This is a genomic window from Acidovorax sp. K2F, assembly GCF_025246485.1.
GTDB classification, from domain to species: Bacteria; Pseudomonadota; Gammaproteobacteria; order Burkholderiales; family Burkholderiaceae_C; genus Acidovorax; species Acidovorax delafieldii.
Map to the genome: position 1 here is coordinate 1 of NZ_JAOBSQ010000061.1, position 23,658 is coordinate 23,658.

Genomic DNA, 23,658 nt, shown 5'->3' on the forward strand with positions numbered 1-23,658 from the left:
CAAGCGGCACACGCCGCCCTTGGGGGTGGCGCCGATCTGCGCCAGCTCCATCAGCGATGCCCACAGGCGCTCGCCGTTGATGCGCAGGTTCTCGATGTCGGGTTTGACTTTCGTGTCCATGGGGTTCTCCAGAGATATAGCTCAGTCAGGGATATGCGAGCACGTCGCCCAGCGGGTAGACGGGCTGGCGCAGGTTTTCGAACGGGAACAGCTGGTAGTCCGAGCTCGTTACGCCGGGGCTATCGCACTCCACCAATCCAGCAGAGAGCGGCACAAAGACCGGTCGGCAGTACATGCGCGACTTGAGCAGCAGGTAGCGATATGCCGCGGGGTCCAGGCCCACACAAGAAAAAACGCCCAGATCCCACGGTTCGTGCGGCTGCTCAACCACCACGATCTGCGTGCCGCCGGCATCCAGCCAGACGGCACGCCCCATGGAGCAGCGCTGGCCGGTGTATATCGGGCCCGTCACGGTGTAGCTGCCGTCGCTGATGGCACGCACTGTGCCCTGCACCAGCACGGGCTCTTTGACAATGCCCAGCCGAGCCAGCGGCACCTTGTTGCCCAGGCGCACCGACACCTGCGCGCCCACACCGGCCGCCACGAGCTGCTCAACGGCCTCCGGATCAGACAGCGGCCCCGTGGCGATACCAGTCAGGCCATGCTGCCAGGCGGCCTGCAGCACGTCCATGGTGTCGCAGGTTCCTCCGGACATGCAGTTGTCGCTGTGATCCAGCAGCAGCACGGGCTTGCCCGCTCCTTCGGCCATGCGCTGCGCCCGAACGAAGGCTTCGGCCAAGGGCTCGCTGGCATATACGTAGCCTTCACGTTCCGCCCAGATCTGGGCAGCCACGCGGTCCAGCGCAGCGGCGCACAGCGCTTCACCCTCGGCAGTGCATTCCGCCGTGGCCACTACGCTCACGCATGGTGCGGCGATGTCGGCCAAGGAGAAGCCTGCAAAGATGGTCATGGCCGGCACACCCTCCACTTCGGCCTGCCGCGCCGATGACACGGCGGCGGCCATAGCGCCACCCAAGGTCGTGCTGCGCAGGGTGTGACTGAGCAGGGGCAACTGTCGCCAGCGCACGGCATAGCGCGTGCCTTGCTGCAACATCTGCAATACGAGACGTGCCGCGTGCTCGCCCGTCTCGTACATGTCCACATGCGGGTAGGTCTTGAACCCCACCATCACATCGGCGTTATCGACCATCTTCTGCGTGATGTTGCCGTGCAGGTCCAGAGCTACGCCCAACGGAACGCCAGGCGCAGCTGCCCTCACCCGGGCAAGCAGGTCTCCTTCCCCGTCCGGTGTGTTCTGCGCCACCATCGCGCCATGCAAATCGAGCAGGATGGCATCGCAACCCACCGCTGCGGCGACGATGCGGTCCGTCAACTGGCGGTAGGCGTCGGCATCTACTGGCCCGCTGGGGTTTGCCGTGGCGGAGACGGGCGTCACGCACTGCGCCCCTACCCGCTTTGCTGCATCAATGAAAGCCGCCATCGCCGTTCGCATGCCGAAGTTGGCATGGAAGGCCGCCGCGTCGTACTCGGGCGCAAACGCCTTCAAGGGCGTGGGTACCGGAGAAAAGGTATTGGTCTCGTGGTTAAGACGAGCAATCAGAAACTTCATGAAACGCCCTTCGGGATTCAATGCGGGATGGGCCAGAGCTCAGGCCAAGCCCACGCCCAGATAACGGTCTTTGACCTCTTCATCGGCAAGAAAGCTTGCGTTGTCGGCTGTGTAGACGATGCGTCCTTGTTCCAGGATGCAATGGCGGTCGGCCAGTTGCGTGCAGACCTCCAGGTTCTGCTCCACCAGCAAGATGGCAACGCCTGCGGCCTTGATGGTCTTGAGCTGGGCCACGATTTCCTCCACGATCACGGGAGCCAGCCCCTCCACGGGCTCGTCCAACATGAGCAACTTGGGGTCGTTCATCAGCGCGCGGCCGATCGCGAGCATTTGCTGCTCGCCGCCGGAGAGCTGCCCACCGCCGTTACGCTTGCGCTCCTTGAGCCTGGGGAAAATGCGGTACACGTCGTCCAGTTGCCAGGGTGAGCTTTTTCGCAGGCCCAGCATCAGGTTCTCTTCCACGGTCAGCAGCTTGAAGATGCCCCGGTGCTCCGGTACCAGACACACCCCCTGCCGGGCGATCACATGCGAAGCCTGACCCTGCAGCGGTTTGCCGGCAAATGCCAATCGGCCCTGCGTGGGAGCGACTACCCCGGCAATGCTCTTGAGTGTGGTGGTCTTGCCTGAGCCGTTGCGCCCCAGCAGGGTGACCAGTTCGCCGTTACCCACCGTGAAACACACACCCTGAAGCACATGGCTTTTGCCGTAGTGGGCATGCAGGTTGTCAACATCGAGAATCATGCCTTGCCCCCTGTGATCATGTTGCCCAAGTACGCAGTCCGCACCCTTTCGTCGCTGCGTATGTCGTGTGGCATGCCTTCGGCCAGCACGCGCCCCAGCTGCATCACCGTCACGGTGTCCGAGATATCCATCACGATGTTCATGTTGTGCTCGATCAAGACCACCGTGTGTTCGTCGCGCAGGCTCTTGATCAAGCGCTTCATGTCGTCCAGGTCATCGATGCCCATGCCAGACGTGGGCTCATCCAGGAAGATGGCCTTCGGCCGTGCAGCCAGGGCCATGCCCACTTCCAGCCGGCGCTGCTGGCCATGCGAAAGATTGCCAGCGGGGGTGTCCGCGAGGTTCTCCAGTCCCACCTTGGACAGAACGGCGTCAACCACCTGCGACTGCGCACGCGCCCCTACCGGCTCGTGCCAAGGATTCAGGGCGCGTGCAGGCTGTACGCCTTGTGCGCCGAGGCGCAGGTTCTCACGCACGGGCAAGCTCAAGAACAGGCTGGTCACCTGGAATGAACGCGCAATGCCTCGCTGCACCCGCCGATGGTCTGGCTCATGGGTGACATCCTGTCCATCAAAAAGAATCCGGCCTCCACTGACTGCCTTGGTGCCGGTGAGCATGTGGAACAACGTGGTCTTGCCAGCACCGTTGGGGCCAATCACCGAATGCACGGTATTCGCACGCACCTGGAGACTTACACCGCCCAGCGCTGCAAACTTGCCATAGTGCTTCTCGACATCAATGGCTTCCAACAAGATCGGGGTTTTTGGGCTCATGCCTGTTCTCCTTTCGCAGGAACTGCAGCTCCCGATGGCGTCACCACCGTGCCAGCCGACTGTTTGCGATGCCCTTGCAGCCGATTCCAGACCGTTTCACCCAGGCCCCACAGCCCGCGCTGCATCCAGAGGCTCACGGCCATCAATGCAATGCCCAGCAGCAAGAGCCAACGCGGCCACAGTTGAGACAGCCAGTCGGCCAGCAGCAGGTAGAACGCTGATCCCAGCAGCGAGGCAAACAGGTTGCCCGTCCCGCCAATAACGGTCATCACCAGGATCATTTCACTGGTGTGGTACTCCGCGTTGGACAGCGGAGCCAGGCCGGTCATCATGGCATGCAGCGCCCCCGCGAGACCGGTGACAGCGCCCGAGATCACAAACGCCTGCAGCTTGAGCAGCCTGAGGTTGTAGCCAATGGCAGCCGCACGCTCTTCGTTGTCCCGCACTGCCAGCAAGGTTCGCCCGAATGTGGAGCGTGACACCTTGAGCAGCAGCCAGAACACCACCAAAAAAATCAGCGAAACAAAACCATAGAACTGCCAGGGCGACGCCAACGTCCACAGGTCAAAGCTCAGGATGGACACATTGGGACGAGGGATATCCATCAACCCGTTGTCTCCCCCCGTCAAGCCGGTAGCCGTATAGGCAATGAAATAGAACATCTGCGCAAAGGCCAAGGTCAGCATCACAAAGTAGGTGCCACGCTGGCGAATGGCCACCCAGCCCACCACGGCCGCCCCGAGCGCTCCCATGACTGTGGCGAGCAGCAACGCAAGCGGCATGGGAACAGGCCAGCGGGTGAGTAGCAAGGCAACGGTGTAACTGCCCAGACCAAAGAAGATGCCCTGCCCGAACGATAGCAAGCCGGTGAAGCCGAGCAGCAGATTGCAACCCATGGCCGCCAGCGCAAAGATGAGTACCTCGCTAGCCAAGGAGCCCGACTGCATCAGCAACGGCATGGCCACCACCACCACTGCTGCAAACAGAAAATGCGTGTATTTCTTCATAGGGTTCACTCCTTGCGGCCCAGCAGGCCGTGGGGACGCAGTAGCAGCACCGCCGCCATGGCCACATAGATCATCAGGCGGGCCCCTTCTGGCCATAGCGTGCTCATGACGCTTTGCACAATGCCGATCATCAATCCGCCCAGCAATGCGCCACTGAAACTGCCCAGCCCCCCCACGACCACCACGACAAAGGCTACCGCCAGGGCTTCAATGCCCATGAAGGGTTCTGCTCCACGGATGGGAGATGCAAGCACGCCGGCCAGTGCAGCGGTGGCTGCGCCCAAACCAAATACCAGGCTGAAAATACGCAGCACATTGATGCCGAGCAGCGAGACCATCTCGGTCGACTCGCTGCCTGCTCGCACAGCGCTACCGAGTCGCGTGCCCTCAAGAACCCACCACAGCAGCACTGCCAGCACCGAAGTAAAGCCGATCACGAACAGGCGGTACTTCGGGTAGATGAAACTGCCCCACATCACCACTCCCTGCAGCGCGTCGGGAACCGCCACGCTATCACCCAGTGGGCCCCATTGCAGGATCACAAGCTCCTGGACTGCGAGTGCCAGACCCACCGTCACGAGGATGTGAAACTCATGGTCCGAGGCATACACGTGGCGCAGGACCAGCTTTTCCGTGGCCCAGCCAATCGCCCCCACCACCAGCGGCACCACTACCAGAGCCAACCAGAAGCTCATGCCCCATCGCGTCATCTGGTAGCAAAAATACGCTCCGATCAGGTAGAACGCCCCGTGCGCGAAGTTCACGAATCGCAGCAATCCAAAAACAATGGACAGGCCCACCGCCAACAGGAAATACAGCATGCCAATGCCGATTCCATTGATGACCTGTAGAAGGTAAATGTTCATAAAGTGCTCGGCCGAACGACCACCAGCCGCACCCTGTCGATGCCGCTGGGGTTCTCAAAAAAAGGGGCGGCCACAGCGCGCGCATGGGGCTATGCCCAGCCCGGCGGACGCCGCGAGGGTCAGGCGCGCTTGCAGCCCGTCTGGTCGATAGGCAGGAACGACTTGCCCGAACTGAGTACGTCCACGTAGTCGTCCTTGTTCTTCATCTTGGACTTGGCCTTGCCCTTGAGCAGGTAGTAGTTCTTGAGCACCTGGTGGTCCGCCTTTCGCACCTCTTCCTCACCGGTCAGACCCTGGTATTTGTGGCCCTCCAGTGCGGCGATCACGGCTTTTTGCTCCACGGATCCGGCCTTGATGATTCCGTCGATCAGCAGCTTTGTGCAGATATAGGAGCCCGCCAGGCTGTAGTTGGGGTTCATCTTGAGCTTGTCATTGGTGCGTTTGACAAGATCGCGGTTGAGTTCGGAATCCACCGTGTGCCAGTACTGAGCGCCAAAGTAGATACCGTCGCAAAGGTCAGCGCCCAGCGATTCGAACTGCTCCAAACCAGAGGCCCAGGCCACCAGGATCGTCATGTTCTTGTGCATACCAAAGCTCACGGCTTGGCGAAGCGTGTCGGCACATTGCGCGCCAAAGTTCAGCAGCAGCAGGACATCGGGCTTTGCGGCCAGAGCATTGGTGATGTAGCCGCTGAACTCCTTCTCGGTCAGCGAGTGGTAGCTGTTACCCACATGCTCGATCCCCTTTTCCTTGAAGATGTTCTTGGCAGCCGACAGCAGGCCATCGCCAAACACGTACTGCGGTGTGATGGTGTACCAGCGCTTGGCCTTAGGCATGGAATCGATCAGCGGGCGCACCGTCTGCTCGACGGCGCCGAAAGTGGGTACCGACCAACGGAAGGTCGCAGCATTGCAGTCCGACCCAGTGATTTCATCGGCCCCTGCCGTGGTCACAAACAGGCCGCCAGCCTTCTCGGCCTCCTTGCCCATGGCCAGGGCCTCGCCCGAAAGGATGCCGCCCGCGAAGAATCGAGCCCCTTGCTGCTGGGCTGCTTCCTGCACCTTGCGCACGGCTGTAGCGGGCTTGCCCTCTGTGTCCAGGAGTGTGTAGGCCAGCGGGCGATTGAGGGCTTTGCCATATTGCTCAATGGCCAGTCGCATCCCCATGTCGGCGAACTTTCCGTTGGCCGCAAAAGGACCGGACATCGGTACCGGACAGCCAAACTGAATGGCGCCCGGGGCCTGCGCAAAGGCGCTGCGGGTCAGGCCGATAGAGGCGGACAGCGCACTCAGTGCCGAGACTTGCAGAAGATGACGACGTTGCATGGAGGACTCCAGTGAGTAGAAGTGGGAGATCAAGAGTTGCCACCTCCATGGTGTCCAAGAAACCACCTTCCTGATCTTTCCAAATCTTTCATTTGGATTCATGCAAGCACAGGGTTAACCCAGCACGCTTTCGTTGCTGGCGCGGCCAAACCGCGGCGCGCTCCCCGTCTGGTTTAGCGCCGCTTCAACATGATCACGGGAGTGTCAATGCAGCCGTTGAGTGTCCTGCACGAGCTGTGCTGAGGCTGTAAAGGCGTAGCCAATCTGGTGCAGCGTCTTGACCGGCAGAGGTTCAGAAAACGCTTCCGCCGCCTTTTTGCGCAGCCTCGTGAGAAGCAAGTTGAGCCGTTCAGCCCCGTTTTGGGCACGAGCACCAAACAGGTGAGTGCTGAGGTCGCGCTTGGACACGGGCTGGCCATCCGCTCGCAGGAGTTGCTGCAAGAACATGAACTCGTGGGTCGTCAGTGGCAGACACTTGCCCTGCGGCGATGACAGTACCCAGTCCTTCATGGCCAGCACCCAGCACGCCGCCTTTGCGACAGGTATGGTCGCAGCAATCAGCGATCCTGCGGGGTCTACGGCTGTCCTGGGGGCAAGTCGGCTCGCCGTAGCGTCAATATTGGCGGCCAACTCCAGCAGGTTGACCGGCTTGACCAGGTAACGATCTGCCCCAGCACGCATTCCTGCCAGGCGATCGTCAAGTGAATCTCGGGCGCTGAGGATGATCACCCCCACCTCGGGTCTGGACTTGAGTAGCGACGCCACGCTGAGGCCATCCTCTCCGGGAAGCCCCAGGTCCAAGAGAACCACATCGACCGGCTGAACGGTGAACCCTTTGTAAAACGCCTCGGCGCTACCCGCACCCCAAACGCTATAGCCCGAGTCGAGCAAGAATTCCTCGATGCTGTGCAGTTGATCGGAGTCGTCCTCTACGATAGCAATGCTGGGCTTGGATTGGGTCATGTTGCGAATACCTCCGGCACCTGTCCGGAATGCAACATTCAGGCCACCGGTGTCACGTTCAACGGAATGTCGATCACAAAGCGAGTGCCTTGGGGTTGGACGGCCTGTAGCTGGACAGCCCCACCATGCAAGTCAACGATCCGTTTTACCAAAGCCAGCCCCAGTCCGGCACCGGGTTTGCCCTCTGCCGTACGGCCGCGGCGGTACTTCTCAAACACCAGCGTTTGCTCTTCCAGCGGAATGCCAGGACCTTCGTCCTCAATGACAAAACGGCACTGGCCCTCTTGCTGATACACGCTAAAAGACACCGCTGCCCCCACCTCGGAATACTTGAATGCGTTCGACAGCACGTTCATGAGCATCACGCGCAACAGCACGGGGTCGCCATTCAATGATGGCAACCCGGGTTCCACCGTCAGGTACAGCGGGTGCTCGGCAGACAGTTGGCCACCGTTTTCTGTTACCCACAGGCACAACTCTCCCACGTCAACGGGTACTGGCTCTACCGCAAAGTTGTGGCTATCAATGCGGTCCTGGGTCAGGCAGTTGTCAAAGAAGTAGCTCAATCGCGCCGAGCCCCGCAGGATGCGCTGCGCCAATGCCAGCTGCGCAGGCACATCCTTGGAGCGCAGCGCAAGCAACTGCCCGGCGGTGTTGATCACCGCCAGTGGAGAACGTACCTCATGGGACAGCATCGCGATGAAATGGCGCTGGTCGGTCAGCGTCTGCTCAATGGAGGCCACAGCACTCTCCAACTCCTGGGTGCGTTGTGCGACCATTTGCTCCAAATCTTCGGCATGCTCCTTCAAATGCCCTGCCATGTAGCCCATGGAATCCGCCAGAGATCGTAACTCGCGAATAGGGCTGGATTTCGGCGCCTGGGCATTCCAGTCGGACTGGGTCAGTCTTACTGCCCAGTCACTGAGTACCTGCAAGGGTCTCACCAACCGGCTGGCCACAAATACCGAGAACAGCACTGAAGCCAGCAAGACGGCCAGCGTGGTGTAGATCGTGTTGCGTAGCACTCCCCGCAACGGCGTGTTGAAGCGGCTCTCAGGCAGGATGATCGCCATCGTCAGCACAGGACCGCGATCCAGCGCATGCGTCCACCAACGCGCCAGGTGGCGCACACCGTCCACATCCATGAATCGGTTTCCCTCGCGTTGACCGCTCTGCAGGATGTGCTGCCCCAACGCACGCATCACGGGGTCGTGGCTTTGGTCGATGCGCACACGCTGCCCATCCACCAAAGCCGATACACCTGCAGACGGATGGTGCGAGGACATTGCAAGCAGTTCTCCCGAGTCCTCGGCCAGAAAGGCCCTGCCCCCGGACTCGGAGGCCAGCGCGGCCAGAAACTCGTTGAGCTGGGACAGCGCCACATCGGCGGTGACCACCCCGATCAAACTGCCATCGCGTGAGCGGACGGGAGCTGAAATCCCCATGCCAATTGCGGCATATGCGCCTTGCACATCGTTGATCATGTAGCGATAAGGCGCGTACCACGCGACCCCATCATTGGCAATCGCTGACTGGTACCACGGACGGGTACGTGCATCAAAGCCCACCTCGCTGCGGGAAATCAGCGTTGGCTCGCGACTCACGGCGTCGATACGCAAAACCTCCATGGCCCGGCCATCACTGATCCGTGCGCGCAGCATGCGCAAAGCGCGGTCCTCCCCCAAAGGGGGACGGCTGCCGGCGTAGTACTGACCATCAGGCATGCCCATGGATATGAAGGTCAGTTGGGGTTGCTGGTCGATCTGCAGCATGAACTGGCGCATCAACACGTCAGGTTGCTGAACCATCAGATATCCGGCGCGCACTTGCTCGACATTGAAAGCGACTACGCGCTGCGGCACATCAAAGAAGGAGACCACCTTTTCGCGGACCCTGCCTGAGACCTCGTCAGCCAATTGCAGCGCGAACTCTTCCATGGCACCCGTAGCAGAGCGATAAAACAAACTGCTGCTGGCAAGCACCAGGGGCAGCAACACCGCCAACAGTGCAAGTGTCAGGAAAGTGCGCAGGGCAAGACGGCGAGTGAACATTGGGAGATCGGGGGTGTACAGGCGGTGCACCGCAGAGACACGCCTGTGCGCGCGGTTCGGCGCGTTGCCTCGGATTCAATCACATGTACTCAACGCGGGGCCTTGAACCTTTGTTTGTCGCCCCCAATGCGACTCAACCTTACGGTGCGCCTATGCGCAGTGTCTTCGGATGCCAAGTTCAGTTCACGTACTGTAGAACCGGTCATCGCCGTCTTCCGTCGCTTGCCTGGCCGAGAACGGCAATTGCTCAGGCATTTAGATAGACCACATGGTGTCTGCTTCTTCCCTCTGTCAGTGCAGCAGTGACTCTGCCTACTGCTATCAGGAATGCCAGTTACGCAGCGATTGCGGTCACCCGAACATGATGGACTCAGCGTCCTCTGTCCGGCGGAAAGCGGTCAGCGCCCTTCATACGCCATCGTGATCAGCGGCTTAACAGCATCAACGTCTATTTGATTCGCGAGCGCGATCTCCAGGTCGCCTGTTCCGCAGTGTCCAGCCTTGAGTTCGCGTTGCAGTTCACGTGAGAAATCACACAGACCTTCGTAGACCCAAGAATGAGAATTTCCTCAGCGCTAGGAAGTAGACAACGCACCAAGACAGGCCATGCGCATGACGCGATGGACATCCTTGTGGGAAGTGGGACGCTTTCGGCGCGCTTATTCACTGAGGAACCATCATGAACACGACTCTTCGCATTCTTTCTATCTCTGCCATCGCGGTATTCACATCCTTTGGCGCTCAGGCTGACGAAGCAGATGCTTCGCAGTACGCGTTGAAATTTGAGACCCAACGCACGCGCGCGGAAGTCGCTGCCGAGGCCGCCACTGTGGTCAAGACACGTAGCGTGCATCCCGCAGGCTCCCAGGCTTTGGCATATCAATCAAAGGCTGACCGTACAGCGGTCAGCGCTGCTGCCGCCGAGGCTCTGCGCCAGGGCCGGATTTCGTCCGGCGAACTTTGACCGGTACGTGAGAAGCGGGCTTTGAACCGCTTCTCACTGCCCGTGCTCCACTCAAAGATTCTGAAGTCGCTGCTCCAACGCTGCTACATCGTTCAGCAAGAGTTTTTCGCGTGTGGACGTGATGAGCCCCAGTTTTCGTAGCCGAGCCAGCTCGCGACTCACCTCTTCGCGCGATGCTGCAATCCGGGTCGCCAGTTCAGAGTGGTGCGGCGCTGGCACGATGGCGGCACAGTTGTCCGTAATGCCAGTCTGTCGCGCCATCTCCAGCAAACAGCTATAGAGTCGCCCTGCGATGTTTAGGACGCCCATCTCGACAAGCCGACTGATCAATTGCTCTGCGGCAATCTGAAGCGATTCGCGCACACGCTCAGCCAACAGGGAATTCTGCTGAACCAGCCTCATGAAGTCGGCACGTTGCAGACAGGCCAATAACGACGGCTCCAGGGCATGAGCCTGTAACGAGGCGGCACTCGCCCCCAGCACGCCGATGACCCCGAAATGCTCGCCTTGGTCAAAGTCCGCAATGAGTAGCTCTCGACCGTTCGGAGACAAGGCTGAAACGCGCATCTTGCCTTGGCAGACGATAAAGAAGGTTTCCTGGGATCGGCCTCTCGCAATGTGTCCCGTGTCTAGTTGTTGCCAACTGCACTGGCGAGCTACCTCGGAGAGCTTCGATTCATCCATTCCGGCGAAGAGGTGGCACACCTTGAGCCTGCGTACTGCAACCTCCAACGGACTGTCTTTCACGGATAGCATGGCTGTCTCTTGGCTGCCGAGCGAACTCCGGCTTGGCGCGTGGGGCGATCCGGGCACGAACGTGACGGCGGCCTAATAGACCAAATGCAAACTGAGCTAAGCATCGCGCTTCGACAAGTCGAAGACTAGGCATGTCGTCGTGGCGTGGGCATACAGTTTGCCGTGCTCATCCTCGACGCGGGCTTCGGCAGTCGCGAGCCGATCACCGCAATGAACCAGCCTGCCAGTGGCCCGCAGCGGGCCGGTTTTGTGGGATGCAGACCGCACGATCTTGATGCTGAGTTCGGCCGTGGTGTAAGACCACCCCGCAGGCAGCGCGGACTGAATTGCACAACCCAGCGCAGAGTCCAGGAGCGACGCAAACCAGCCCCCATGCACGCTGCCCAGCGGGTTGTAGTGCGCCAGCAGCGGGATGCCCTGGAACACGGCGCGGCCTTCGCCAACCTCCAGCAAGGCGAGGTTCATGGTGTCGTTCATCGGCGGGTAGGGCAGCTCGCCAGCCTCCATGGCTTTGAGGATCTGGCGGCCACTCTTTCCTGCGATTTGTTCCGCGCGGGCTAGACCTGGCAGGCCACCGCCTTCGCGCATGCGTTGTACGGCGTCAGACTGCTGCGTGGCCCAGTCTGTGGGTTTGTTTTCGTTGATCATGATGCTCTCCAGTTGAGTCACAAGGCAGTGCACTTGCCGCATACCGTGGCGGGCTTGCCGCCAGCGGCTGCGGGAGGGGATCGTTGTCAGCTCTTACGCCAGCCCGAAAGATTTGCGCAGGCCCTTTCCCACAGGGCCTGCAGGCATGAAACGGCGCAGCTTGGCCAGCAGCGATGCCTCGCCTTTGGGTGTGTGGCGCATCTTCCAGGCCCCGAGTGAGGCTCGGACGATGGAGTCGGCTACTCCCTGGGGCGGGGGCGCCTTCAGCACATTGCTCTGGATCGCTTTCGACACGATTTCCAGCTCGTCGCTGTAGTCAGCGATCCGGGCGACCGTTTGGGGCGCGTTCAGATCCAGGTTGGTCTTGGTGAAGGAAGGCTCGACCAGCGAGACGCGGATACCGAATTGGCGCACCTCATGGTCCAGTGTCTCGGCCAGCCCTTCAACCGCGTGCTTGGACGCCGAGTAGAGCGCCATGTAGGGCGCGGGCAAAAAGCCGAGCACCGAACTTACATTGACGATGCGGCCGGAGCGCTGTGCGCGCATGTGGGGCAACACGGCCTTGATCACGCGCAAGATGCCGAAGAGGTTCGTTTCAAACAGCGTCTTGGCTTCCTCGACCGAAGTTTCTTCCGCTGCCCCCAGCAGGGTCACGCCCGCGCTGTTGACCAGCACGTCGATGCGCTGGGCTTGCGCGATGATGGTCTGGATGCCGCGCTCCACCGATACCTCGTCGCGGATGTCCATCTCAATGAGCGTCACGTTGGGAATGGCGTGCGCTTTGGCGGCGTTGCGCACGGTGCCAAAGACCCGGCAGCCCTGCTGGGCAAACTGTATGGCCGCAGCACGACCGATGCCCGATGAAACGCCGGTGACAACGACAACTTTGGATTTCGACATGGCAGTTCCTTTTTTTGTAGGAGGGATGTGCAGTGGAAGAATCAGGCGGATGCTGGGGATGCGGCGGAAGAACGAGCGGGCCGGATGCCAAACCAGATCGAATACATCGCAGGCAGGAACACGAGCGTGAGCACCGTGCCGGCCAGCGTGCCGCCGATCAAGGTGTAGGCCAGCGTTCCCCAGAACACTGAATGCGTGAGCGGGATGAACGCCAGGATCGCGGCCAGGGCGGTGAGGATCACCGGGCGGGCACGTTGCACAGTGGCTTCTACCACGGCGCGGAAGGGGTCCAGACCGGCCACTCCGTTCTCGCGGATCTGCCCAATCAGGATCAGCGTGTTGCGCATCAAGATGCCCGACAGCGCAATCAAACCCACCAGGGCATTGATGCCGAAAGGCTGCTGGAACAGGAGCAGCGTGGGCACCACGCCGATCAGGCCCAGCGGGCTAGTCAGGAAGACCATGACCATGCCCGAAATCGAGCGGACCTGCAGGATGATGATGAGCAGGGTCGCCGCCAGCATGATGGGGAAGATCGGCAGCATGGCGACGGTGGCCTTGCCGGCCTCTTCGATGGAGCCCGCTTCGACGATGCGGTAGCCGCCCGGCAACTTGTCCATGATGGGCTGGAGCTGCTGGGTGATGGCGGTAGACACGTCCGGCGGCTGCAGACCTTCAGCAATATCGCCACGCACCGTGATCGTCGGCGTGCGGTCACGACGACGCAGGATGGGATCTTCCATGCGCACATCGACCTTGCCCACCTGCGACAGCGGGACGCGCTGCCCGCTAGATCCCACCAGCGACAGTCCAGAAATTTTCGCGGGGTCCAGGCGGACATCGCCAGCGGCCCGGCCCACGACCTGCACCGAGCGGATGTCTTCGCGCACCTCTGTCAGCGGTGCGCCGCTCAGCAAGAACTGCAGCTGTTGGGCCACGGCGCTGGAGCTGAGCCCCACGGCCGTCAGGCGGTCCTGGTCGAGTGTGAAGTGCAGGGTCGGGACGCGCGGGCCCCAGTCCGTGTTGACGGTGCGCATCATCGGGCTGGCCTGCAACACAGCCTCAACCTCGGCAGCAATTGCGCGCAGCTTGTCGGGGTTGGGCCCCATGACCCGGTAAGCCACCGGGAAGGGCGAAGGCGGCCCGAACACGATTTGCGTGACGCGCACCTGTGCCTCCGGCGCCAGGCCATCGGCCACGGCATGGCGCAGCCTGAGCTTGAGGGCCTCCCGCTCCTTGTCGTTGCCCGTGAGCACCACGACTTTGGCGAACGATGGATCCGGCAGCTCTGGCGACATGGCCAGGAAGAAGCGCGGCGCGCCTTGGCCTATGTAGGCGGTCACCACCTTGGCCTCGTCCTGCTTCGCGAGCCAGGCCTCGACCTTGGCCGTGGCGGCGCTGGTTTGTTCGATGGAAGTGCCATAGGGCATCTGCACCTCGACAAGCACTTCCGGCCGGTCAGACGTGGGGAAGAACTGCTTCTTGACCACGGCCATGCCCAGCACCGACACCACAAAGAGCGTGACGACGGAGGCCGCCACGATCCACTTGCGCGCAATGACGCAGCCGAGCAGCTGGCGAAACCGGTTGTAGCGCGGCGTGTCGTAGATGGCGTCGTGCCCGCCCTCTACTTTTTTGAGGTTGGGCAACAGCTTGACGCCCAGGTACGGCGTGAACACCACGGCCACCACCCACGACGCGATCAATGCAATGCCCACGATCCAGAACATGTTGCTGGTGTATTCACCTGCCGTGGAGCGTGCAAAGCCATTGGGCATGAAGCCAATGGCCGTGACCAGCGTGCCCGAAAGCATGGGCGCCGCCGTATGGCTCCAGGCATAGGCCGAGGCGGCCACACGGTCATAACCCTCTTCCATCTTCACCACCATCATTTCGATGGCGATGATGGCGTCGTCCACCAGCAAGCCCAGGGCTAGGATGAGTGAGCCCAGCGTGATGCGGTCAAAGTTCTTGCCAGAGGCAGCCATGACCACGAATACTGCCGCCAGCGTCAACGGCACAGCGGCAGCCACCACGATGCCCACACGCCAGCCCATGCTGACAAAGCACACCACCATCACCACCAGCAGGGCGACAAAAAACTTGACCATGAATTCGTCTACCGCCGAGGCGATGTTGACGGCCTGGTCGGTCACCTTGGTCAGCGTCATGCCCATGGGGAGTTCGGCGTTGATTTGGGTGACTTCGGCCTCCAGCGACTTGCCCAGATCTAGCCCATTCCAGTCGTCGCGCATCACCACGCCCAGCAGCAGGGCTGGCTCGCCGCCGTTGCGCACCAGGAACGTGGCAGGGTCTTCGTAGCCGCGCTCGACGGTCGCGACATCCGACAATTTCAGCGTCCGCCCCTGCGCAACGATGGGGGTCTGCCGGATCTTCTCCAACGTGTTGAGCGCGCCATCCACGCGCACAAAGACCTGCGGCCCTTGGGTTTCGATGGAGCCCGCGGGGGTCAGCACGTTTTGGCTGTTAAGGGCAGCAAAAATGTCCTGCGGTGACACGCCGAGCGTGGCCAGCCGATCATGAGAGAACGAGACGAAGATCCGCTCGGACTGCTCCCCGATGATGTTGACCTTCTTGACGCCCGACACGTGCAGCAGTTGCTGGCGCAGCACCTCGGCATCGCGCACCAGTTGCCTCTGCGGCTCACCCTTGGCTTTAAGAGCGAACAGCGCAAAGGTCACGTCGGCATATTCATCATTGACCATGGGACCGATGACGCCCGCAGGCAGCCTTCGGGCCTCGTCGCCGATCTTCTTGCGGGCCTGATAGAACTCTTCCTGCACCTGCGAGGGCGGTGCGCTGTCGAGCAGCGACACCATGGTGAACGCTAGGCCAGGGCGGGTGAAGGTTTCCGAGCGGTCGTACCAGCGCAGTTCCTGCATGCGCTTTTCCAGGGGCTCTGCGACTTGGTCCTGCATCTCTTGTGCCGTGGCGCCGGGCCAGGCCGTGACGATCGTCATCTGCTTGATCGTGAAAGGCGGGTCTTCAGCCCGCCCGAGCTTGGCGAAGGCCAGAATGCCTGCCGCAGAGATCAGGAAAATCAGGAACAGGGTGATCGCGCGCTCGCGCACTGCCAGCGCCGACAGGTTGAAACGGCCTTCGCTCACGGACGTGCTCCTTCGGTCGCAGCGGCTGCAGCCGCCATATCGGCCAGCCGGACCGAATCACCTTCACGGAGCAGGTGCGCACCCAGGGCGACAACACGCTCCCCAGGCTTGATCTGGCCCGTTACATAAGCACCCGCATCGTCCAGGCGCTGAACGACCACCCGCTGCCAGGCCACCTTAGCCGGTTCACCGCGAATCACCCAAACGCCCGGGCCCTTGCCCGCATCGAACAAAGCACCGATGGGCACTTGCAAGCCCGCCGCCGCAGAGGCTTTGTTGTCTGCGATGCGCACCACCACCGTGGTGCCCAGGGGCGCGTTGGCCAAATCGCCTTCCAGCACGTAGCGGGCCTCGAAGGTGCGCGTCACCCGGTCTGTCGCGCTGGCCAGCTGCCGCAGCTTGACCGGGACGGTGAGGCCGTCATTGCCGAACAAGGTGGCTTGCGCCTGCGACCCGATGGCGGGACGCAAGGTCTCGGGTAACTGGATGAGCGCCTCGCGGCGTCCTGCGTGGGCCAGGCGGACCACGGGTTGCCCGGCGTTCACCACCTGGCCGGGCTCGGCCAATGTCTCCACGACAACGCCGTCGCCATCGGCCACCAACTCGGCGTAACGGCTGGCATTGCGGGAGACATCGGCCTGGGCTTCGGCGGCGCTGAGCTGCGCCTGGGCGGCGTCTGCCGCTGCCTTCACCTGGTCGTAAGCGGTGGCAGAGATGGCGCCGGTGCCGCGCAGGTCGCGATAGCGCGCTTCATCGTCCGCCGTCTGGCGTGCTCGGGCACGCGCAGCGGCCACGGCCTCTTGCTGGGCGTGGGCAGCCAGCTTCAAGTCAACCGCATCGATGCGCATGAGCGGCTGGCCGCGTTTGACAGTCTCCCCAACATCCACCAGCCGCTCCAGCACCTTGCCAGGGACGCGAAAGCCCAGGTCGCTTTGCACCCGCGCCGCTACGGTGCCCGTGAACGCCCGGGTGGAAGCAGTGGCCTCCTGAACGACGGCGGCCCGCACCAGCGGCGCCTGGGTGCGGGGGTCGGAAGATGCCTTTTCGCCGCAAGCGACCAGCGCCAACGGCAAGGCAGAAACGAAAAACAGGGTGGCGAGGCGAGGCCGAAGCATGAAAGTCCCTTGTGCGAATGAATCGGGACTTTCATTGTGATTCTTGTGACCAAATTAGTCAATAGTCACAAATGATTTGTGGATCACGGGGAGAGGCTACGCAGAACCAGACTGGACAGCTGGGCGGGCGCCTCATTGGCATAGTCCAGGCTGTGCTGGAGGATCAGGGGGTTGAGGTAGGGCCGCATCACCAGATGGATGGCGGCAGTGGTTTCATCCAGCGGCGTCTTGCGCTCGAAGTCGCCAGTCTGTCGGCCTTCCTGCAAAACATCCCGCAACAGCGCCTGAAGCCGCTCCTCGTAAACGATGGTGGACTGCCAGCGTTCGGTCGCCGCCGAGGTGGCAATCTCATAGAGCTTTCTGTCCTGAAAAAAGAGACGCAGGCTCGACTCCAAAATGGCCTTGAACATGCGCCGCAGCTTCTCGGGCGGCCGATCGGCCTGGGCCACGGCCGCCCGGACCTCGCTCTCGATATCGCTCAGGCAGTTCGCACAAATCATCTCGCCAATGGCCTGCTTGGACTCGAAAAACTTGTAGATATAGGCCTTGGAAAAACCGATTTCCTTGGCCAAGTCAGACACGGTGGTTTTTTCGTAGCCGTAACGGCTGAAGTGCTCTGTGGCGGCGATCACGATCTGGTTTCGCACCTCGTGGTCCGCAGGGCCCCGGCCTGCGGCGGTGGGATGGCTGGTTTTGGTCATGGGGTGCAGCTTACGACAGTCTCACACACTAGACAACTAGTGACCATTTGGTATTATGGTCACAACTCTATACCCTAGTGACCGGAAAACACCATGCTGCACAAACGCACCCTCGCCGCCCTTCTTGTGGCCAGCCTGTCCGCTGGCTGTGCCGTGGGGCCGGACTATGTTCGCCCCCCTTTCGCCCTGCCTGGGCAGTTCCAGGAGCGGGCCATCAGAGAGCAACCGCTGGAGAAGGCACCCCCAGATCTGGCCCACTGGTGGTCCAGCTTTGGCGACCCGCAGTTGACGCAATTCGTGTCGCTGGCGCTGCAGCAAAACCTGGATCTGGCGCAAGCCGCTGCCCGTGTGGCCCAGGCGCGTGCGGGACTGGGCGCTGCCGACGCCGCACTGCTGCCGCCTGCCGCCGCGTCAGGGCAGGCAGCACGGGCCTCCCAGTCCGTGCAAACGCCTTTGGGGCAGGTCCTGAGTTCGATGCCAGGTTTTGACCGGTATGGCAGCGCCTACGAGGCCAATCTGGGCGCCAGCTGGGAACTGGATGTGTTTGGGGGCCTGCGCCGGGGGCGGGAAGCGGCCACGGCCGAATACCAGTCCTCGGAAGCAGGCGCGGTGGCCACCCGGCTGGCCGTGGCGGCACAGACGGCAGACATCTACATCACCGTGCGTGGCCTGCAGGCCCGCCGGGACGTGGCCCGCCAACAGGTACAGACTCAGCAGGACCTGCTGTCCAAAATCCGGCTGCTGCATAGCAAAGGCCTTGCGGCAGAACTCCAGGTGCGGCAGGCGGAAGGCGCGCTCTCACAAGCTCAAGCAGCCATTCCTGTGTTGGATGCGTCCCTGGACACAGCGATGAATGCCATGGATGTGATCTTGGGAACGCCCCCAGGCACCCACCGCGCAGAACTCATCGCACCGGGCAACATCCCCAGCACGCCCCAAAGCATCGCGACGGGGTCACCGAGTGACCTGCTCAGACGCAGGCCGGACCTCATCGTTGCCGAGCGCCGCCTGGCGGCATCCAATGCGCGCATTGGCGCTGCCATCTCGGAGTACTACCCCAAGCTGTCTCTCAGCGGCCTGGTGGGGAGTGCAACGTCTGTCTCCAGCGGCAACCTGTTCTCGGGCGGCGCCAGCCAGGCCACGGGCGTGCTCGGGCTGCGTTGGCGCCTTTTCGACTTTGCTCGTATCAACGCGCAGATTGAACAAGCCAAGGGGCAAGAGGCAGAGATGTTGGCCGCCTACCGGCTGGCAGCCCTCAAGGCCACGGAGGACGTGGAGAACGCACTGTCTTCCCTTGCCCGGCGGCAGGAGCAGGTGGCGGTTTTGTCCAGCGGGCTCGATTCGCTGGGTCACGCGCGCGCCGCATCATTCTCGGCGTACCAAAAAGGCGTCGTCAGCTTGATCGAGGTTCTTCACGCTGATGAGACCTTGCTGCGCGCGGCCGAGGCGCGCGTGCAGGCGCAGACGGAATCCGCCCGCTCGGCCGTGGCCATCTTCAAGGCGCTGGGAGGCGGGTGGGAGGCAAATTTATATACAACAACGCCTCCCACGGTTGAGGTGCCCACCTATTCGAGCGTCAAAACCCGCTCATGAGCAGCCGTTCGTAGTCCATGCTGCGAACGACTGCAATCAGCCTGAAGCAGCCCATCCAACTCTCCCATAGCTTGGTGATTTGACAAAAAAGCGCCTCAACTGAGGCGCTTGGAACCCAACGGTACAGGGTGCACTGAACCCTTACAGGTTCTATGTACGGGTAACAGGTCTTTGATTTACTAAATTTACGGATATTTTCGACAAATTTCGTGCAAAATTAGGGAGTGCACTGGAAGCCAAACCCTCTTCTCTATCCGCCACACCTAAGAGCTCGCATCAAACGTCGCCGTGGCGTCGGCTCGGGCTCGTTTTACGTTCCTTGGTTGAAGGTTCGTGAAGTCCCATCCAAGGGCACATCCGCCATAACCCGGGGCGTTTCTACGGGCAGATCCCATCACCTGCTGTCGGAACTTGAGGCGATCTACTTTTTCCTCATTGAGCGACGAGCCTGCACGGTCGACCTTCGAGAGCAGTGGCCCATTCTTGACTTTGATCGAACGCTTGAGTTGTGCGAGCGGTTCGGCGTGCGACATACCGCGCGAGGTGGATACCCGGAACCCTTTACTATCGACCTATTGATCACCGAACGAGTGGATGGAGAGCTCAGGTACCGAGCCGCCAGCGTCAAGTCGCCCGAAGACGCCCACGACCCCTTCGTTCGGCAGCGGCTCGCGGTAGAACACGCGTGGTGTCTCGAACGCGGTATTCCTTGGACGCTGGTAGACACCACGCAATTCGACAAGACGATGCTGGAGACCCTACGCTTCATGCGCACATGGTTTCGGCATCGATACGTCTCGGATTCTTCGTTAGAGGATCGATTCGTGGAACAGTTTGCCGCTGCCTACTCGCCCAATCTGCCGCTAGGCGAGTTGCTGGCGAAGTTGTCGAAGCTGCTTAGGCAGCCGGTCACTGTCATGGAAGACGCGTTCCGCTATTGCGCTTGGTCCAACCGAATTCAGCCGTCTCTAGTGCACCCCTTGGCACTGAACGCCCCAGTCGTGCTGCGGACGGAGGCGTTCGATGTCTGAATTCCAGGTGATTGCGGGCAGCCCAGCGCCGTCTCCTGGTCTGGTACTTCGCGTCGGAGAGGCCGGCAATCGCTATCTGCGCTTGACCCACGTCTTCAACGACTGCGTCTATGTCATGTGGGTAGGCGCGCCGGAGGGCGCCAGATATGCTAGGCGGCCAATGTCAATGTCGCTCAGCGAGCTTCAGAAGCTCGCTGAAACGACCTCTTCCGCCTGGGGAAAGCTGGTCCTTCCGGCAGCGTTGACCAACGAGCCGACGAAGGGGAGCGAGCGCTCGACTCAACTCGAGACCGCGTGGTCGCTGGTCGAACCTCTTATCCAGGCCTTCAAACGCAAGACGAACTTATCCCGGAACTCATTCACCGCGCTTATCCGCCAGCGTGCCGAAGAGACGGAAACCAGCCAGACAACGTTGCTCCGAACCATTCTGAGGTATTACTACTTCGGTGGCACGCGTCTGGCCTTGCTGTCGTTGCCTCCCGGCGTTAAGCCAGGGCAAGCGTCGTACACAGCTTCTACTGACAGTAACGCCCCTCCCCCTAAGCGACGGGGCCGCCAATCTGCGTTGGCCGACGAATTGGGACGCAACGAATTCATCGTGGGTCCAGAAGACATCAAGGACATGGAGGCCTGCTTCCAACGCCTCCTATCAAAGGGACCGGCATTCAAGACGACCGCGCACGAAGAATATTTGGCCGTAGAGTTTCGTCGTCGTCATCCGGCGATCTACGCCCGCTACATCGCCAGCGAAGCGCCTGAGCCCGTCACCGCGAGGCAGTTTCGCTACTATATTGATGAGCACCTTCGCTTCACAGACGAACTTGCAAGGAACATGCGCACCCATCAGCGCAATCCTGGATATCTCGGCTCGGTACGCGCGGCGGGGCCCGGTGAGATATACGAAATCGACGCCACGGGTGGCCGCATTCACTTGGTCTCAGACGACGACCCGCCGGTGCAGGTCGGCAAGCCAACAATCTACTTGCTCATCGACCGTTGGAGCCGGTTTGTTGTGTCGGTCTACCTTTCACTGCGCTCTGCGTCCTACGAGGAAGTGCGTCACGCGTTGCTCATTGCCTTCACCTCACGGGAAGCGCGCTTCAAACGGCTGGGCGTTAACGTCACCGACGTCCGCTGGCCAGTCGGCCGCATGCCGGCTGCCATCTGTCCCGACCGTGGCTCAGACTTCATGAGCGACTCCATGGAACAGAGCGTCGTCAACGATTTGCGCATTGACCTTACGCCGCTTCCGCCCCTGTGTCCTGACGGCAAAGCCATCGTGGAGCGGTTAATTCGCGAAGTAAAACGGCGGATGGCTGCATCAGGCATGGAAGGCGTATACGCAGACCGTCCGATGGATCCGAGGACCAAGAGAACAGCTCGGAAAGCTGAGGCTGGCGCCGTTCGCACGCTGGCCGAAGCCTATCGGCTGCTCGTCGACATCATCGAGGACCACAACAACCGCCCACATCGAACACTGCGACGCCGTCGCGTTTTGACCCAGGCCGGGGTTCCTCCAACTCCCAGAGACGCTTATCTTTGGGGGCTGAAGAACATTACAGCCCTGCGATCAGCGCCACTCAGCGAGGACGATTACTACCGTTTACTGCTGAGCAGCGACAAGGCCAGTATTTCAAATGGCGTGCTCAGCTACAAGGGTCGCCCCTACCTTCCCGATAACGAGCAGGCTGTGGAATTGGCGCGTCGCTCGACCGGCCGCGCGAAGGCAGTCGTAATCCGGCTGGACAAGACTTTTCCGACAGAGGTCATGGTGCCGAGCGACCAAGGAAACTGGGCTCGCTTCGTGATGACAGAGGGAACAGCCAAGGAGATTGCAGGCCTGTCTCTCGACGAGGAAGAGGCGCTAGCAACCCGCACATCGCGTCTATGGGCCCGTGCCGAGCATGAGGGGAGGATTGCGCGCTTGACAGCAAAGAACGAGAAGCGATCGCCTTCACGCAAAGGCGGCTCAACAGCGGCAAAGCTACCTAAAGCGGACCAAATGGCGGTCCGAGCGCAGGAGACTGCTCGCATGAAGACAAGGCTGCTCGGCAAGCCGTCAGCACCAAACCAAGAGAACCCGCAGACGGAAGGCCCTACAGCAACAGCTGGCTGGGCTCGCTTGGAGGAAGAAGAGCGCCTGCGCAATCTTGCATTGATCAGACAGCATAGGAACAAGCGTTGAGCAAAGTAGAAATCCACCCCGCCGACTATCGCGATACGGGCGTCAGTCGCTTCGCAGGCAACCCGTTCATCGAAGCTTTACCACAGCTCGAGCAGACCAAGCTCGAATTTCTGACGCTGCTGTCGCACTATCCGTCGAAGCCAACTGCGGCTACTCGGCGCGCCGGCGAGGTCGTACGCATCATGGAAATGTCGGTGATCAACGACATCGTCTTCCCGTTCCCCGAGTATCAAAAGGCGGGCATTGCGCTAGCGACAATGATGCGAGACACCTATGTAGCGCGCAACCCATTGACAGTGATTGATCGGCAGCGGCGGCATGCCCTTGCGACCAACAGTGCTGACGGTTTCCCGTTTCCAGCTAACTGGAAGTCGTCCGCCAAAGGGCACTTCATGATGGCGGTGAGCGGTATGGGGAAGACAACTTTTGCACTCTCCTATCTGCTGCGCTATCCCCAGGTGATCGCGCACACAATGTACAAGGGAAACGAGCTGAAATGCCATCAAGTGGTTTATGTCGTCCTTCGCGTTCCGCATGACGCCACATTGAAAAGCCTCTGCATCCAGTTCTTCGACGAGATCGACAAGTTACTCGGCACCAACTACGTTCGACAAGCGAACGCGATTCGCAACATTGCGCCCATGGTGGAACTCATGAACCGAGTTGCCACTGCCGTTTCCCTTGGATTCATGGTTATCGATGAAGTCCAGAACCTGCGCAGTGCCCGAGGCCAGCATGCCGAATTCGTGCTAAACCTCTTCAGCGAAATCATTGAGCGGCTGGGGATCAGCTTGCTAGCCCTTGCAACACCAGCGGTTCAATCTGTCATCGAAGGTAGCGTCCGCAATGCCAGAAAGCTCGCATCCAACGGCGAAACAGTTCTACGCCCCATGGCTCGCACAGACCCGCAGTGGCTGGAGTTCTGCGAAACTTACTGGGACTATACCTATGTCAAAAAGAAAACGTCGCTGACGAAAGAGATCCTAGACGCTTGGCACGCGGCATCTGCAGGGAACACGGCGTTCGCGGCACTCGCCTTCACCCTGTCGCAGCGCAACGAGATCGGTGGGCGCGAGGTCATCGATGTCGCCGCATTTGAGCGTACCGCAGCTACCGATTTAGCATTTCTGCAACCGGCCATAGCCGCCTTAAGGAGCAAGGATCCTCGTAAGTTGCGCGCCTTTGACGACCTTATTTTCGGCCCACGGTACCAGGCGCTCCGCCAGTTGCTCGGAGCTAAGGATGCGCTGCTGACAAACGCTGCAGGCGACGGGGCTACTG

General features: G+C 61.0%; 19 protein-coding genes. 5 read left to right on the forward strand and 14 right to left on the reverse strand.

Going from position 1 to position 23,658, the window contains the following annotated elements; translation table 11 throughout:
* Nucleotides 1-145: 145 nt before the first annotated feature.
* From N4G42_RS24345 to N4G42_RS24380, 8 genes are all read right to left on the reverse strand, one after another.
* Nucleotides 146-1,630, reverse strand: a complete 1,485-nt coding sequence (locus N4G42_RS24345) for a M81 family metallopeptidase (protein ID WP_260669004.1) — start codon at nucleotides 1,628-1,630, stop codon at nucleotides 146-148.
* Between the two features lie 39 nt (nucleotides 1,631-1,669).
* Nucleotides 1,670-2,371, reverse strand: coding sequence for an ABC transporter ATP-binding protein (locus N4G42_RS24350; protein WP_260669005.1), 702 nt, complete (start codon nucleotides 2,369-2,371; stop codon nucleotides 1,670-1,672).
* Nucleotides 2,368-3,144 carry an ABC transporter ATP-binding protein gene (locus tag N4G42_RS24355; protein ID WP_056743894.1) on the reverse strand — a complete coding sequence of 259 codons (777 nt, stop codon included), beginning with the start codon at nucleotides 3,142-3,144 and terminating at the stop codon, nucleotides 2,368-2,370. Before N4G42_RS24355 ends, N4G42_RS24350 begins: the two co-directional genes overlap by 4 nt.
* Entirely contained in the window at nucleotides 3,141-4,151 is a 1,011-nt protein-coding gene (locus N4G42_RS24360; protein WP_260669006.1) for a branched-chain amino acid ABC transporter permease, read from the reverse strand. The genes N4G42_RS24355 and N4G42_RS24360 overlap by 4 nt, the downstream gene beginning before the upstream one ends.
* A gap of 5 nt (nucleotides 4,152-4,156) precedes the next feature.
* Nucleotides 4,157-5,017 (reverse strand): branched-chain amino acid ABC transporter permease, encoded by an 861-nt coding sequence (locus N4G42_RS24365; protein WP_056058931.1) that lies wholly within the window; start codon nucleotides 5,015-5,017, stop codon nucleotides 4,157-4,159.
* A 119-nt stretch (nucleotides 5,018-5,136) separates the two neighbouring features.
* Nucleotides 5,137-6,342, reverse strand: coding sequence for an ABC transporter substrate-binding protein (locus N4G42_RS24370; protein WP_108498876.1), 1,206 nt, complete (start codon nucleotides 6,340-6,342; stop codon nucleotides 5,137-5,139).
* Nucleotides 6,343-6,546: 204 nt separating this feature from the next.
* A complete protein-coding gene (locus N4G42_RS24375; protein ID WP_108498877.1) occupies nucleotides 6,547-7,305 on the reverse strand; it encodes a response regulator transcription factor in 759 nt (252 codons plus the stop codon).
* A 38-nt stretch (nucleotides 7,306-7,343) separates the two neighbouring features.
* Nucleotides 7,344-9,356 carry an ATP-binding protein gene (locus N4G42_RS24380; RefSeq protein WP_260669007.1) on the reverse strand — a complete coding sequence of 671 codons (2,013 nt, stop codon included), beginning with the start codon at nucleotides 9,354-9,356 and terminating at the stop codon, nucleotides 7,344-7,346.
* 679 nt (nucleotides 9,357-10,035) lie between these two features.
* On the opposite strand from N4G42_RS24380, the gene N4G42_RS24385 reads away from it, so the two are divergent.
* Nucleotides 10,036-10,320: a DUF4148 domain-containing protein gene (locus N4G42_RS24385; RefSeq protein ID WP_137747127.1), complete on the forward strand. Its 285-nt coding sequence runs from the start codon at nucleotides 10,036-10,038 to the stop codon at nucleotides 10,318-10,320.
* Nucleotides 10,321-10,371: 51 nt separating this feature from the next.
* On the opposite strand, the gene N4G42_RS24390 is transcribed toward N4G42_RS24385, so the two are convergent.
* The 6 genes from N4G42_RS24390 to N4G42_RS24415 all read right to left on the reverse strand — a co-directional run bounded on the left by N4G42_RS24390 (nucleotide 10,372) and on the right by N4G42_RS24415 (nucleotide 17,568).
* Entirely contained in the window at nucleotides 10,372-11,076 is a 705-nt protein-coding gene (locus tag N4G42_RS24390; protein WP_260669008.1) for a Crp/Fnr family transcriptional regulator, read from the reverse strand.
* Between the two features lie 96 nt (nucleotides 11,077-11,172).
* The gene (locus tag N4G42_RS24395; protein WP_260669009.1) at nucleotides 11,173-11,724 is read right to left on the reverse strand and encodes a PaaI family thioesterase; all 552 of its coding nucleotides are present in this window, start codon (nucleotides 11,722-11,724) and stop codon (nucleotides 11,173-11,175) included.
* A 93-nt stretch (nucleotides 11,725-11,817) separates the two neighbouring features.
* Nucleotides 11,818-12,624 carry an oxidoreductase gene (locus N4G42_RS24400; protein WP_260669010.1) on the reverse strand — a complete coding sequence of 269 codons (807 nt, stop codon included), beginning with the start codon at nucleotides 12,622-12,624 and terminating at the stop codon, nucleotides 11,818-11,820.
* Between the two features lie 41 nt (nucleotides 12,625-12,665).
* Nucleotides 12,666-15,752: an efflux RND transporter permease subunit gene (locus tag N4G42_RS24405; protein ID WP_260669011.1), complete on the reverse strand. Its 3,087-nt coding sequence runs from the start codon at nucleotides 15,750-15,752 to the stop codon at nucleotides 12,666-12,668.
* Nucleotides 15,749-16,867: an efflux RND transporter periplasmic adaptor subunit gene (locus tag N4G42_RS24410; RefSeq protein WP_260669012.1), complete on the reverse strand. Its 1,119-nt coding sequence runs from the start codon at nucleotides 16,865-16,867 to the stop codon at nucleotides 15,749-15,751. Before N4G42_RS24410 ends, N4G42_RS24405 begins: the two co-directional genes overlap by 4 nt.
* 83 nt (nucleotides 16,868-16,950) lie before the next feature.
* The gene (locus N4G42_RS24415; protein WP_260669013.1) at nucleotides 16,951-17,568 is read right to left on the reverse strand and encodes a TetR/AcrR family transcriptional regulator; all 618 of its coding nucleotides are present in this window, start codon (nucleotides 17,566-17,568) and stop codon (nucleotides 16,951-16,953) included.
* 93 nt (nucleotides 17,569-17,661) lie between these two features.
* Here N4G42_RS24415 and N4G42_RS24420 point away from each other — a divergent pair, with 93 nt between their 5' ends.
* The 4 genes from N4G42_RS24420 to N4G42_RS24435 form a co-directional block, all read left to right on the forward strand.
* Nucleotides 17,662-19,161: an efflux transporter outer membrane subunit gene (locus N4G42_RS24420; protein ID WP_260669014.1), complete on the forward strand. Its 1,500-nt coding sequence runs from the start codon at nucleotides 17,662-17,664 to the stop codon at nucleotides 19,159-19,161.
* A gap of 323 nt (nucleotides 19,162-19,484) precedes the next feature.
* On the forward strand, nucleotides 19,485-20,192 hold the full coding sequence (locus tag N4G42_RS24425; RefSeq protein ID WP_260669015.1) for a TnsA endonuclease N-terminal domain-containing protein: 708 nt from the start codon (nucleotides 19,485-19,487) through the stop codon (nucleotides 20,190-20,192).
* On the forward strand, nucleotides 20,185-22,377 hold the full coding sequence (locus N4G42_RS24430) for a transposase family protein (RefSeq protein ID WP_260669016.1): 2,193 nt from the start codon (nucleotides 20,185-20,187) through the stop codon (nucleotides 22,375-22,377). The genes N4G42_RS24425 and N4G42_RS24430 overlap by 8 nt, the downstream gene beginning before the upstream one ends.
* On the forward strand, nucleotides 22,374-23,658 hold a 1,285-nt coding region (locus tag N4G42_RS24435), incomplete at its 3' end, for an ATP-binding protein (protein WP_260669017.1). The genes N4G42_RS24430 and N4G42_RS24435, both read left to right, overlap by 4 nt.